At 37.8% G+C, this 13,980-nt stretch carries 15 protein-coding genes; 12 read left to right on the top strand and 3 right to left on the bottom strand.

The features are described 5' to 3' along the window. Positions 1-148: 148 nt before the first annotated feature. Together BKK47_RS04350 and BKK47_RS04345 are read left to right on the top strand one after the other, a co-directional pair. On the top strand, positions 149-682 hold the full coding sequence (locus BKK47_RS04350) for a histone (RefSeq protein ID WP_077493680.1): 534 nt from the start codon (positions 149-151) through the stop codon (positions 680-682). Between the two features lie 66 nt (positions 683-748). Continuing rightward, positions 749-1,015, top strand: coding sequence for a YcgL domain-containing protein (locus BKK47_RS04345; RefSeq protein ID WP_077493679.1), 267 nt, complete (start codon positions 749-751; stop codon positions 1,013-1,015). 217 nt (positions 1,016-1,232) lie between these two features. On the opposite strand, the gene can is transcribed toward BKK47_RS04345, so the two are convergent. Both can and asnS read right to left on the bottom strand, forming a co-directional pair. Then, positions 1,233-1,916, bottom strand: coding sequence for a carbonate dehydratase (can, locus tag BKK47_RS04340; RefSeq protein ID WP_077493678.1), 684 nt, complete (start codon positions 1,914-1,916; stop codon positions 1,233-1,235). Positions 1,917-1,985: 69 nt separating this feature from the next. Next, the gene (gene asnS / locus BKK47_RS04335; RefSeq protein ID WP_077493677.1) at positions 1,986-3,389 is read right to left on the bottom strand and encodes an asparagine--tRNA ligase; all 1,404 of its coding nucleotides are present in this window, start codon (positions 3,387-3,389) and stop codon (positions 1,986-1,988) included. Positions 3,390-3,524: 135 nt separating this feature from the next. Here asnS and sohB point away from each other — a divergent pair, with 135 nt between their 5' ends. The 6 genes from sohB to BKK47_RS04305 all read left to right on the top strand — a co-directional run bounded on the left by sohB (position 3,525) and on the right by BKK47_RS04305 (position 10,317). Then, positions 3,525-4,583 carry a protease SohB gene (sohB, locus tag BKK47_RS04330; RefSeq protein ID WP_077493676.1) on the top strand — a complete coding sequence of 353 codons (1,059 nt, stop codon included), beginning with the start codon at positions 3,525-3,527 and terminating at the stop codon, positions 4,581-4,583. A gap of 204 nt (positions 4,584-4,787) precedes the next feature. After that, positions 4,788-5,648: an OmpA family protein gene (locus BKK47_RS04325; protein ID WP_077493675.1), complete on the top strand. Its 861-nt coding sequence runs from the start codon at positions 4,788-4,790 to the stop codon at positions 5,646-5,648. 377 nt (positions 5,649-6,025) lie between these two features. Beyond that, entirely contained in the window at positions 6,026-7,015 is a 990-nt protein-coding gene (gene pheS / locus BKK47_RS04320; RefSeq protein WP_077493674.1) for a phenylalanine--tRNA ligase subunit alpha, read from the top strand. Positions 7,016-7,078: 63 nt separating this feature from the next. Continuing rightward, entirely contained in the window at positions 7,079-9,466 is a 2,388-nt protein-coding gene (gene pheT / locus BKK47_RS04315) for a phenylalanine--tRNA ligase subunit beta (RefSeq protein WP_077493673.1), read from the top strand. 4 nt (positions 9,467-9,470) lie between these two features. Next, positions 9,471-9,767, top strand: coding sequence for an integration host factor subunit alpha (locus BKK47_RS04310; RefSeq protein WP_077493672.1), 297 nt, complete (start codon positions 9,471-9,473; stop codon positions 9,765-9,767). Between the two features lie 58 nt (positions 9,768-9,825). Continuing rightward, positions 9,826-10,317: a C40 family peptidase gene (locus BKK47_RS04305; RefSeq protein ID WP_077493671.1), complete on the top strand. Its 492-nt coding sequence runs from the start codon at positions 9,826-9,828 to the stop codon at positions 10,315-10,317. A 40-nt stretch (positions 10,318-10,357) separates the two neighbouring features. On the opposite strand, the gene metF is transcribed toward BKK47_RS04305, so the two are convergent. Beyond that, entirely contained in the window at positions 10,358-11,242 is an 885-nt protein-coding gene (gene metF / locus BKK47_RS04300) for a methylenetetrahydrofolate reductase (protein ID WP_077493670.1), read from the bottom strand. 309 nt (positions 11,243-11,551) lie between these two features. Between metF and rplM the strand changes: the two genes are divergently transcribed. The 4 genes from rplM (at position 11,552) to BKK47_RS04280 (ending at position 13,665) form a co-directional block, all read left to right on the top strand. Then, positions 11,552-11,980 carry a 50S ribosomal protein L13 gene (rplM, locus tag BKK47_RS04295; protein WP_077416350.1) on the top strand — a complete coding sequence of 143 codons (429 nt, stop codon included), beginning with the start codon at positions 11,552-11,554 and terminating at the stop codon, positions 11,978-11,980. 16 nt (positions 11,981-11,996) lie between these two features. Then, the gene (gene rpsI / locus BKK47_RS04290; protein ID WP_017806615.1) at positions 11,997-12,389 is read left to right on the top strand and encodes a 30S ribosomal protein S9; all 393 of its coding nucleotides are present in this window, start codon (positions 11,997-11,999) and stop codon (positions 12,387-12,389) included. 182 nt (positions 12,390-12,571) lie between these two features. Then, the gene (gene sspA / locus BKK47_RS04285; protein ID WP_077493669.1) at positions 12,572-13,210 is read left to right on the top strand and encodes a stringent starvation protein SspA; all 639 of its coding nucleotides are present in this window, start codon (positions 12,572-12,574) and stop codon (positions 13,208-13,210) included. Then, complete coding sequence (locus BKK47_RS04280; RefSeq protein WP_077493668.1) at positions 13,210-13,665, top strand: ClpXP protease specificity-enhancing factor; 456 nt, start codon at positions 13,210-13,212, stop codon at positions 13,663-13,665. The genes sspA and BKK47_RS04280 overlap by 1 nt, the downstream gene beginning before the upstream one ends. Positions 13,666-13,980: the final 315 nt, after the last annotated feature.

Here is a 13,980-nt window from a genome sequence, read left to right as displayed (position 1 = left end):
GGTTATAGTTGATGATTAAGTTTGGAGCTAGCAATTTTATTTTTATGAAATGTAAATTTTGTTTTCGACAATTTTATTTTTGCGTAAACTATACCCCGCACAAAGCAGGTATGCTTTGCTAATTTATGTACTCAATTAGGAGGTAAAAATGAAAAAAACAGTATTAGCTACATTAGTATTAGGTGCAAGTTTAGCCGTCACCGGTTGTTTTGATAAACAAGAAACAACACAAAAAGTTGAAGCAGCAAAAGAGGCGACAGCCAATGCGGCAGCTGAAGTAAAAGATGCGGCAGTAAGTGTGGCATCTGATGTTAAAGATTCGGCAAAACAAGCTGCTTCTGATGTGAAAGAAGCAACAATGAATGCCGTAGATTCAGCAAAATCTGCAGCAGCTGATGCAAAAGATAAAGCTGTGGAAAAAGCAACTGAAATGAAAGAGGCTGCGGTAAATAAAGTTGAGGAAGCCGGAGAAGCCGCAAAAGCCAAAGTTGCAGAAGTTAAGGATTCTGCGATGGAAAAAATGGCTGAAGTGAAAGATGCTATGAGTAACAAAGCATCTGAAGTGAAAGACGCAGCGGCAGAAAAAGTGGATTCAGCAAAAGATGCAATGTCTTCAATGAAAGAATCTGCAACTGAAAAAGCGGCTGAAGCTGCGGATGCAGTGAAAGACGCAACAAAATAGTTTATATAAATTAAAGAGATCCCCACAGATGTTATCCCGTGGGGATTTTCTTTATGGATAAATCAGATGCTATGCGCAATTTATAAAAGTAAGAAAAAACCGGGGAGTTACCTTTATATTCAAAAACGTGATGATTTTTCTGTTGTTCCCGGCAATTTATTAGAATATTTTGGGACGCTGGAGATTGTGATGATGTTTAATTTATCTGGCAATAAGCCGCTTCATCATGCCGATAAAAATGAAGTAGAGGAAAAAATTAAATCACAGGGTTTTTATTTACAAATACCGAAACAGGATGATGGGTTATTTAATAGTTTGAGTGAAATCAAATAACTTTTGATTATTCGGAAGCTAAAATGTACGACATTATGTAGCAAACGCACAGAAATAGAAATTTCAACGAGATGTAGGGACACACTGCGAGTGTCTGAATTTTAACATATTGAAATGATTTGATTTTATAACGGACACACGCAGTGTATCCCTACAAGCTAACCCAAAAACAGATTTGTGCAACTGCTACATAATGCCGAATTTTAACCGCACTTTTTTATTCTATATGTTCCTTTTTCAGGATATCTTCTTCACCTAAGGTAAGTAAACGGGCAATGGCGTTACGATAAGAAATTTCAAGGCTTTCACGGCTTGTTGCTATCATACCTTGATCAACTAAAAATCCATCATTTACATCATATACCCAGCCATGCAAAGACAGTTTTTGCCCACGTTCCCAGGCACTTTTTATTATAGAAGAGCGACCAAGATTATAAACTTGCTCATTGACATTAATTTTCGTCAACATATCGGCACGTTTTTCCGGTGAAAGTTTTCCTAGTAAATGGCTATGTTTAAACCAAATATCACGAATATGGAGTAACCAATTATTAATTAAACCGAGATCTTGATCTGTCATGGCGGCTTTAATACCACCGCAATTAGTATGTCCACAAATGATAATATGCTCAATCTTTAGTACATCAACGGCATATTGTACGACTGAAAGACAGTTGAGATCCGTATGAATAACTTGATTTGCCACATTCCGATGAACAAATAATTCACCTGGTTCTAAATTTGTCAGTTTTTCTGCAGGAACACGGCTATCAGAGCAGCCAATCCAAAGATAATGAGGAGTTTGGTGATCAGCAAGCTCTTTAAAATAAGTGGAATTTTCCTCTTTCATTCTTTGTGCCCAGCTCAAATTATTGGCAAAAAGCTGTTCAATTTTGTTCATTTTACTTTCCTTAAAATAATAAAAATTTGACCGCACAAAAAAGTGCGGTCAATTTATCTTTATTTTTGATTAAAAATTCGCATTACGCGGGGTACGAGGGAATGGAATAACATCACGGATATTCTGTACCCCGGTGACATACACAATTAAGCGTTCAAATCCAAGTCCGAAGCCAGAGTGAGGTACGGTACCGTATTTACGAAGATCTCGATACCAATAATAATCTTTCGGATTTAAGCCCATTTCTTCCATGCGTTGATCAAGTACTTCTAGACGTTCTTCACGCTGTGATCCCCCGATAATTTCACCGATTCCCGGCGCTAACACATCCATTGCGGCAACCGTTTTACCATCATCGTTTAAACGCATATAGAAGGCTTTGATATCTTTCGGATAGTTTTTCACGACAACCGGAGATTTGAAGTATTCTTCTGCTAAATAGCGCTCATGTTCAGAAGAAAGATCGATTCCCCAAGAAACAGGGAATTCAAATTTTTTACCGGATTTTAATAACACATCAATGGCATCGGTGTAATCAATCTGAGCGAAATCGGATTTTACGAAGTTTTCTAAACGACTAATCACATCTTTATCGACGTGTTTTTCAAAGAATTTTAAATCATCTTTACGTTCAGCCAATACCGCACGGAAAACATATTTCAACATGTCTTCAGCTAATTTTGCGTTATCCTCTAATGTGGCAAAGGCAACTTCCGGTTCAACCATCCAGAATTCCGCAAGATGGCGGGTGGTGTTAGAGTTTTCCGCACGGAAAGTTGGACCGAAAGTATAAATTTTGCTTAATGCACAAGCATAGGTTTCACCGTTTAACTGACCGGAAACCGTTAAAAAAGACTCTTTGCCAAAGAAATCTTGGCTAAAATCGACAGCACCTTTTTCATCACGCGGAAGATTTTTGAGATCCAAGGTAGAAACGCGGAACATTTCGCCTGCGCCTTCCGTATCTGAAGCGGTAATAAGCGGAGTGGCAACCCAATAAAAACCATGTTCATGGAAGAAGCGATGAATGGCTTGGGCTAAACAGTGGCGTACACGCGCTACGGCACCGATAATATTGGTGCGCGGTCGTAAGTGTGCGACTTCGCGTAAGTACTCGATCGAATGACGTTTTGCTGCCATTGGGTAGGAGTCGGGATCTTCTACGAAACCGGCTACTTCGACTTTTTCCGCTTGTAGCTCAACAGCTTGACCTTCAGCCGGTGATTCAACGACTTTACCTGTCACAACCACAGAACAACCGGTTGTGAGACGTAAGATTTCGTTTTCATAATTTTCAATATCGTTGTTAATAATCGTTTGGATGGGATCAAAACAAGAACCGTCATATACGGTTAAGAATGAGAGTCCCGCTTTCGAATCGCGACGAGTACGAACCCAGCCGCGCACAGTAACAGTTTCATCAATCGCGATTTTTCCTTGTAATACATCCGCAATAGATGCAATTTTAGACATACGAACTCCTAGGTGTCATAAGAATAATAAAAAGTCCGGCTAGTTTACCTTAAATCCCGAAATTTTCCATAAAAAGTTAGAGCTTAACGTGATACTCAAGTAGAATAACCGAACCATAATAGAGGAGAGTATTTTATGTGGTCAGATATTTTAACCGGCTACGGTATTTTTATTTTAGAAATCTTAACTATCTTACTTGTCATCGCAGCGATTGCTGCATTTATTATTTCTGCCCGTCGAAATAAGGAGGCAGAACAAGGGGCGCTGGTAATTACCAATTTATCCGAAGATTTTGAGGATAGAGTCAAATATTTACGTGATTTTCATTTATCAGATGAAGAATTAAAACAGCAAAAAAAAGCGGAAAAGAAAGCTGAAAAACAAAAGTCAAAAGATTTAAAGGCAAAATTGAAAAAAGGTGAGCCACTTGATAAACCTAAATCGTGTGTTTATGTTTTAGATTTTAAGGGTGATATTTCTGCCTCACAAACAACCGCACTTCGTGAAGAAATATCTGCGATTCTGAATGTAGCTAAATCTGATGACGAAGTATTATTACGTTTAGAAAGTCCCGGTGGTGTTGTGCATGGATACGGTTTGGCGGCCTCGCAGTTAGCGCGTTTAAAACAAAAAGGAATCAAATTAACTATTGCGATTGATAAAGTCGCGGCAAGTGGCGGTTATATGATGGCTTGTGTAGCGGATAAAATTATTGCTGCTCCTTTTGCTATTATTGGCTCAATTGGCGTGGTCGCTCAAATTCCGAATATTCACCGCCTATTAAAAAAACATGATGTTGATGTCGATGTGATGACTGCTGGAGAATTTAAGCGCACTGTAACAATGCTAGGAGAAAATACTGAAAAAGGAAAACAAAAATTCCAACAAGAATTAGAAGAAACTCATGGATTATTTAAACAATTTGTTCAGCAAAATCGACTGCACTTAGATATTAATAAAGTTGCTACCGGTGAACATTGGTTTGGTATTCAAGCTTTGGAATTACAATTGATAGACGGTATTTCTACCAGTGATGATCTTTTGCTTGATATGATGAAAGATAAATTAGTTATTGGTGTGAGCTATAAGATTAAAACGCCATTCTTAAAAAAATTGGGACAACAGGTAGAAGAGAGTGTTAATGTACTTATTCAGCGTTATATGAATAAGACTTCTCAGGATTTTATTCACTAAGCTTTTATATTTATATTACTTCACAAAAATGATTATAAGTAGAATACTTTACTCATAGTTTAATATTAATTATTTACAAAGTTGGCTTTTACCATTAGTATAACCCTCTGAGGCTTTTATAGTTTTCTCATTTAGAATTAGTAAAGTTTAGTTGTGTGTTTCTTGATTACAAGGATGACACTTTAACAGTCAAAAGGTAAAAACATGAAATTATCTCGTATTTTATTATCTGCTGCTGCCGTCGCAACGGTTGCTGCTTGTGGTAACTTAAGTAAAGTTACTTCCGAAGGTATGCCTGAATATAAAGATGTTGATGGCGTTCAAGTACCTCAACTTGTGTGGCCAAAAATTGATAACTCCGGTTTCAACCATGATGGTAGCCAATTTGGTTCATGGCCAAACTGGGATAATGTTCGTATGATCGAACGTGGCATGAACAAAGATCAATTGTACAATTTAATTGGTCGTCCGCACTTCTCTGAAGGCTTATACGGTGTGGAAGAATGGGACTATGCATTTAACTATCGTGAGAACGGTGTGCATAAAATCTGCCAATATAAAATCTTATTTGACAAAAACCATAACGCGCAAAGTTTTTTCTGGTATCCAAACGGATGTAATGGTAATGCTTCATATACCCTAAGTGGCGATTTCTTATTTGACTTTGATAAAGATGTATTGACTCCACGCGGTAAAGAAGTAGTTGATAATGTTGCGGCACAATTAAAATCAGCTGATGCTAAGGAAATTAAAGTTGCAGGTTATACTGACCGTTTAGGTTCTGATGCTTATAACATGGATCTTTCTCAACGTCGTGCAAATCGTGTAAAAGCACGTTTAATTGAAGATGGTATAACAGCACAGATTACAGCTATCGGTTATGGTAAAAATCCACAAGTTAAAGCCTGTGAAGGTTTCCGCCACGCAAGTCAAGAAGAAAAGGATTGTTTACGTCCTAACCGTCGTGTAGAAATCTCTTCTTCAGGAGCTTTAAAAAAATTACATCAAGAAGTAAACCATATGAACGGTGGAACACAAGGTCCTGCACCACTTTATAAAAAATAATAGTTTTCTAAAAAATAGCATAACTTTCGTTATGCTATTTTTTTATGTGTAATTTTCGACAGTTCCCATTCCTTAAAAGTGATAGTTAAATAACAACAATCGCCCAGCTTATACTTTCTATTCTTTCCAATAATACTATAAAAGTACATTCATCATTTACGTAGAATTTATCAGAAAAAAATTCAGGTACCGTAACAGCCCGAATTGTGGCAATTTTAACCCTGTGTTTAAAAACATGGTGATAACACCTAATTTTCAGAAATTGTTATTTAACACTAATGGAGAGGATACCTTAACGCAAATAAAAACGTGATTTTTTAATGCATTGGTATTATTATTAAAGGAATTTTTTAGATAAAGGTAAATCAGAGGAAACTATGCAGCATCTGAAAGATCTTGCAGACAAAGCAAAATCAGCGATTAATTCGATCGAGAATAATAGTTTAGTAGCACTGGATGAGATTCGAGTTGAATATTTTGGTAAAAAAGGTCATTTTACACAATTGATGCAAGAATTAAGAAATATCGCAGCAGAGGAGCGCCCGGCAGTCGGGGCAAAAATTAATGAAGTTAAACAGCTAGTGCTTGAGTTTCTGAATACTAAAAAAGCAGAATGGGAACAAGCAGAGCTGAATGCTAAACTCGAAAAAGAACGTATAGATGTAACTTTACCGGGTAAAAAGGTAGAAAAGGGCGGATTACACCCAGTTACCATGACAATTAATAGAATCACCCAATTTTTCTCGGAACTTGGCTTTTCGGTGGAAAATGGTCCCGAAATTGAAAGTGATTATTATAATTTTGATGCCTTGAATATTCCAAAACACCACCCGGCACGCGCTGATCATGATACATTCTGGTTTAATCCTGAATTATTACTACGTACTCAAACGTCAGGGGTGCAAATCCGTACTATGGAGAAAATGCAACCACCAATTCGCATTATGGCTCCAGGTCGTGTTTATCGTAACGATTATGATCAAACACACACACCAATGTTCCATCAAGTTGAATTACTTTATGTCGATAAAAAAGTAAACTTTACCGAATTAAAAGGGTTACTACATGATTTCTTACGTGCTTTTTTTGAAGAAGATTTAAAAGTGCGTTTCCGACCTTCTTATTTTCCATTTACTGAACCTTCGGCAGAAGTGGATGTCATGGGTAAAAATGGCAAATGGCTCGAAGTACTAGGCTGCGGAATGGTTCACCCGAATGTATTACGTAATGTAGGAATAGATCCGAATGAATATTCCGGTTTTGCCGTGGGAATGGGGGTTGAGCGATTAACGATGTTACGCTACAACGTCACAGATTTGCGTTCATTCTTTGAAAACGATTTACGGTTTTTAAAACAATTCAAATAAATTATTTTTCGGATTCATCCTCAAACGAGGTTATATATAACAAATTTTAAAAGGTAAAGAATGATGAAATTTAGTGAGCAGTGGGCAAGAGAATGGGTTAATCCGGCTGTTTCTACAGAACAATTATGCGATCAAATCAGCATGCTTGGGTTAGAAGTAGATGGGATCGAAAATGTGGCGGGTGATTTTACGGGAGTCGTTGTTGGAGAAGTCGTTGAGTGCGCGCAACATCCTGATGCAGATAAATTACGTGTAACTAAAGTGGATGTTGGTGGCGATAGTTTATTAGATATCGTGTGTGGCGCACCAAATTGTCGACAAGGGTTAAAAGTTGCTTGTGCGACAGAAGGTGCAGTGTTGTCGGGTAATTTTAAAATTAAGAAGACGAAATTACGCGGTCAACCGTCAGAAGGTATGCTTTGCTCATTTTCTGAATTGGGTATTGATATTGAGTCTGAAGGAATTATTGAGTTACCACAAGATGCTCCGATTGGCACAGATTTTCGTAACTATTTGAATTTAGATGACAAAGCTATTGAAATCAGCTTAACACCGAACCGTGCAGACTGTTTAAGTATTGCAGGGATTGCTCGTGAAATTGGAGTTGTTAATAAACAGTCGGTAAATCAACCGCACTTTGACGTAGTGCCGGCAACGATTTCAGATAAAATTGATATTGAACTTGTAGCATCGGAAGCCTGTCCACGTTATTTACTTCGAGTCGTGAAAAATGTGAATGCAAAAGCAGCTACCCCAATTTGGATGAAAGAAAAATTGCGTCGTTGTGGTATTCGTTCCATTGATCCTATTGTTGATATTACGAATTACATTTTACTTGAATTAGGTCAACCGATGCATGCATTTGATGCATCAAAAGTGGTGCAACCGGTACAGGTACGCTTAGCAAAAGATGATGAAGAACTTGTTTTACTAGATGGGACTACGGCAAAATTACACTCAAATACTTTACTTATAGCAGATACCAACGGTCCGCTTGCAATGGCAGGGATCTTTGGAGGACAAGAAAGCGGAGTAACCTCCGAAACGAGAGATGTTATTCTGGAAGCTGCTTTTTTTGCTCCGCTGGCTATTGCAGGTCGAGCAAGACAGTATGGGTTACATACGGATGCTTCACACCGTTTTGAGCGTGGTGTTGATTTTGAATTAACACGGAATGCGATGGAACGAGCAACGGCATTATTACTCGAAATCTGTGGTGGTGAAGCCGGAGAAATTAATGAAGCGGTAAATGAAGAATTTTTACCGAAGATAAAAAAAATTCAGCTTCGTCGTGAGAAATTGGATGCGTTACTCGGTCATCATATTGAAACCGAAATTGTGACCGATATTTTTAATCGTCTCGGTTTTAATGTTCAATACGAAAATAATGTTTGGACAGTCACTTCCGCAAGTTGGCGTTTTGATATTGACATTGAAGAAGATCTAATTGAAGAAGTTGCGCGTATTTACGGTTATAACAGTATTCCAAATAATGCACCACTGGCACATTTACGTATGCGTGATCATAAAGAAGCCATGTTGGATTTGGATCGAATTAAGACCGCACTTGTGGATTCAGATTATCAAGAAGCGATAACTTATAGTTTTGTTGATCCAAAAGTACAGAATTTATTACATCCTCATCAAGAGGCTTTAGTGCTACCAAATCCTATTTCTAGCGAAATGTCGGTAATGCGGATTTCATTATTAAGTGGCTTACTCGGTGCCGTGTTATATAACCAAAACCGTCAACAAAATCGCGTTCGTTTGTTTGAAACAGGATTACGTTTTATTCCTGATGCGGAAGCCGAATTCGGTGTACGCCAAGAATTCGTACTAAGTGCGGTTATTAGCGGTACGGCAAGTAACGAAAGTTGGAATAATAAATCGGAATCGGTAGATTTTTTTGATTTAAAAGGTGATTTAGAAAGCCTGCTTTCTTTAACCGGCGTGGGAAATAAAATACGTTTTGTTGCAAAAGCTTTTGATGCATTACACCCGGGACAGTCTGCGGCGATTGAATTAGATAATAAGGAAATTGGTTTTATTGGTACGCTTCACCCATCTGTTTCTCAAAAACTTGGGTTAAATGGAAAAGTAGTTGTATTCGAAATTTTATGGAACGCAATTGCAAATCGGAATGTCATACAAGCAAGGAAGATTTCCAAATTCCCGGCTAACCGCCGAGATTTGGCACTTGTGGTAGCGGATGAGATTGCGGCTGGTGATATCATTGATGCATGTAAGCAAGCTGGTGGGGAAAAACTCACTCAAGTCAATTTATTTGACGTATATAAAGGTATTGGCGTACCGTCAGGTACAAAAAGTCTTGCTATCAGCTTGACCATTCAAGACAATGAAAAAACCTTGGAGGATGATGAGATCAACGCTGTAATTTCCGCTGTGTTAGATGAAGTTAAACAATGTTTTAACGCTGAATTAAGAGACTAAACTTATGACGCTGACAAAAATTGATATTACCGAATTTTTAATTGAAAAATATCGGTTGCAAAAATTAGAAGCTAAGAACTTAGTGGATGATTTTTTTGAAGAAATTCGCTTATCTCTTGAATCGGGCTGTGATGTGAAATTATCGGGATTCGGTAATTTTGAACTACGTGATAAAGCTTCTCGTCCGGGACGTAATCCGAAAACAGGGGAGAGTGTACCGGTTTCGGCACGCCGTGTGGTAGCATTCAAACCGGGGCAAAAATTACGTGCGAGAGTTGAAAAAACAAAAATAAGTCGATAAATTGAATAGAAAAAAGTGCGGTCATTTTTAGCCGCACTTTTGTCTTTTGAGATATAAAATGAAATTGATTAAATACTTATTTTTCATTTCTACAGCAATGCTGTTGTTTGCTTGCTCCTCAAGCGATTCGGGGAGGGAAAGTTACGCTATTAATTATAAAGGTAAAATTGATGATCCTATTATGGCAATCACTTTGTTGAGCGAACAACAGTATGAATGGGCTGGAACACCATATGTGTTGGGTGGAAAATCCAGACATGGGGTAGATTGTTCCGGATTTGTCCAAAAAACTTTTTTTGATCGTTTTAATATTGCATTACCTAGAACGACAAAAGAACAGGCTAAGCATGGAAAGCTTATTCGTAAAGAGGATATTCAAACCGGTGATTTAATTTTCTTTAAAACAGGACGAGGACCAAATGGCTATCATGTTGGAATTTACGTAAAAGACGATAAATTTCTTCATGCTTCCACGAAAGGCGGTGTCATTTATTCTTCAATGAATACGCCTTATTGGACAAAAACTTTTTGGCAAGTGAGACGAATTTAAAGGTAAAAGTGCGGTGAATTTTAACCGCACTTTTGTAGTTCTAGACTGATGGGCGAACACCTAGCATATGACAAATGGCATAAGTTAATTCACTACGATTAAGCGTGTAAAAGTGAAAATCATTCACGCCCTCACTGGATAGAATCTTCACCATATCCATAGCGACACTTGCGGCAACAAGATTGCGGGTTGTCGGATCTTCATCTAATCCCTCATAGGCTTTTGCAAGCCAATTTGGAATTTTCACATTCGTAAATGATGCCATTTTTTGAAGTTGCTTAAAATTCGTTACAGGTAGAATGCCCGGTACGATTTCCGTATCTATACCGATAGCGGCACAACGATCACGGAAGCGTAGATAGCTATCAATATCAAAGAAAAATTGTGTGATGATATGGTTTGCGCCGGCGTCAATTTTACGTTTTAAGTTAATTAAATCGGCTTGTGCTGATTTTGCTTCCGGATGGACTTCCGGATAAGCAGCAACGGAAATATCAAAATCTGCTACAGAGCGGAGTAGAGCCACTAAATCGGAAGCATAGAACGGTTTTTTATCATAACCTTTCGGTTCGTCTCCACGTAATGCAACAATACGGCGAATGCCACTATCCCAATAATCTTGAGCGATTTTTTTCAACTCTTCTGGAGTGGCATCAATGCCGGTCAAATGAGGCGCAGCTTCTAACCCAGTTTCTTGTTTAATCGCCTTTACAATGCCGTGAGTGCGATCCCGTTCACCTGAATTCGCACCATAGGTTACAGAAACAAATTTAGGCTTTAGCACTTTTAAACGATGAATTGACTCCCACAGCATATTTTCCATTTTTTCATTTTTAGGTGGGAAAAATTCAAAGGATACATTAATTTTTTTATTAAAGTCAGCGATATTTTGGTTCAAATTATTAATTTCTTTTGCATAGCTCATAACATTTCTTCCTACAAAATGATTGTGTAATGGCACGATAAATCAACTTAATGCATGAGTCAATTTTAATAAATTCATTAAAAACATTAATTATATTAATATTCATAAAACAACTATCAAAATGAAGATTTTTTACACAAAAAATTAGCATTTTATAGAAAAGTATGTATAATACACCGACCCTGTAAATGCACGGATTCCCACCGTGCATTATTTTATCAAGATCACACTCGAAGGGGTGATGATTCAGATTACTGGTTGTGTTCATTAGAACACTGGGTATCAAACTTAATTTTTGGTAATTAATTAATGAAAACTTTTGTAGCAAAACCAGAAACGGTAAAACGCGACTGGTATGTAGTAGATGCGACAGGTAAGACTTTAGGTCGTTTAGCTACTGAATTAGCACGTCGTCTTCGTGGTAAACACAAGGCAGAGTACACTCCACACGTAGATACCGGTGATTACATCATCGTTATCAATGCAGATAAAGTGGCGGTAACCGGTCGTAAAGAAACAGATAAGCTTTATTACTGGCACACCGGCTATGTAGGTGGTATTAAACAAGCGACTTTTAAAGAGATGATCGCTCGCCGTCCTGAAGCGGTGATTGAAATTGCGGTTAAAGGTATGTTGCCGAAAGGTCCATTAGGTCGTGCAATGTTCCGCAAATTAAAAGTGTATGCAGGTTCTGAACACCAACATGCTGCACAACAACCACAAGTTTTAGATATTTAATCACGAGGTTTAGGATATGGCAGAGAATCAAAACTACGGCACAGGTCGCCGCAAAAGCTCTTCAGCTCGTGTATTTATCAAACCGGGCAGTGGTAAAATCACTATCAACCAACGTGAATTAGACGTTTATTTCGGTCGTGAAACTTCACGCATGATTGTACGTCAACCGTTAGAATTGGTTGAATTAACTGATAAATTAGACCTATACATCACAGTTAAAGGTGGCGGTATTTCTGGTCAAGCGGGTGCAATCCGTCATGGTATCACCCGTGCATTAATTGAATACGATGAAACTCTCCGTCCTGCACTTCGTGCGGCCGGTTTCGTTACTCGTGACGCACGTCGCGTTGAACGTAAAAAAGTGGGCTTGCACAAAGCACGTCGTCGTCCACAATACTCAAAACGTTAATTTTTTATTTTCGTTTTAAGAAGCAGGGAATTCCCTGCTTTTTTTATATTTATAAAATCATGTAACTCTATGAAATTAAAGAAAAACTCAGATTTCTTTAGCAAAAGAACATGACTTTATGCTAGAATATGCAACCTTTTTTAATAAAAAATAAATAGAATTTTGAATCTTCGGAGGAATCAATGTCTAATGCATCAAGTAAACGTTCTGTTATGACTCTTTTCTCAAATAGAGATGATATTTACTGTCATCAAGTGAAAATTGTATTAGCGGAAAAGGGGGTAGCTTATGAAAATGAAGAAGTTAATCCACAAGCATTATCAGAAGATTTAATGGAATTAAATCCTTATGGATCTTTGCCAACCTTGGTTGATCGTGACTTAGTATTATTTAATTCACGTATTATTATGGAATATCTTGACGAACGTTTCCCTCATCCTCCACTTATGCCGGTTTATCCTATTGCGAGAGGCAAAACCCGTCTTTTAATGTTACGTATTGAGCAAGATTGGTATCCAACTTTAATGAAAGCGGAAAAAGGCAGTGAATTAGAACGTGCGGAAGCATTAAGACAATTAAAAGAAGAATTACTAGCCATTTCGCCTATTTTCCAACAAATGCCTTATTTTATGAGTGAAGAGTTCAGTTTGGTCGATTGCTATATCGCCCCATTATTATGGAAATTAAAACAATTTGGCGTGGAATTTAGCGGTGCTGGTAGTAAAGCTTTGAAAGGTTATATGGATCGCGTATTTAGTCGGGATTCCTTTTTACAATCAGTCGGCGAAGCCGCACCTAAAAATTTGATGGATGATAAATAATGGAATACAAGCCTTCTCCAAAACGACCTTATTTATTACGGGCTTATTATGATTGGTTGGTTGATAACGATTTTACGCCCTATTTGGTCGTAGATGCCACATATTGGGGGGTGAACGTACCTACTGAATATGTCAAAGACGGACAAATTGTGCTGAATCTTTCGGCAAGTGCTACGGGAAATTTGCAACTTACTAATGATTTTATTCAATTTAATGCTCGCTTTAATGGCGTAGCCCGAGAGCTTTATATCCCCATGGGAGCTGCACTTGCCATTTATGCCCGAGAAAATGGTGATGGTGTAATGTTTGAGCCAGAAACGTTTTATGATGAATTAAATCATGAACCACAAACTGATCAACCAACTAACTTTACTGAAGCAGTTGATAAACCAAAATCAAAAACAGATAAAAAAGTTTCAGTAAAATCGACTTCTCATCTAAGAATTGTAGATTAAACTAAGAATAAAAAAATCACCCGCGTCTTGGAAAGGTGCGGGTGATTTTTTATTTTTAACTAAAAACCACCTTCTATGAAGGTGGTTATCGCCTTAAAAGGCTTTGCCTGAATAAATCGACTCATAGAAAATCCTTGTGGAAGTTATCCCCATAGCCAACATAAGGAAAAAACTATGAGTCGATTCAAGAAATCATCGCATGTGATTTGGCATTGTCAATATCATTTAATTTGGACACCGAAATGTCGTTTTCGAATCTTGAAAGATAAAGTCGGTCGAGAAGTGTATATACAGTTGCGAATCTTGTGTGAGCAG

The organism is Rodentibacter mrazii (assembly GCF_001998825.1).
GTDB classification, from domain to species: Bacteria; Pseudomonadota; Gammaproteobacteria; order Enterobacterales; family Pasteurellaceae; genus Rodentibacter; species Rodentibacter mrazii.
Note: the sequence above shows the minus strand (reverse complement) of the source record. Positions and strands in the feature narration are given on the sequence as shown.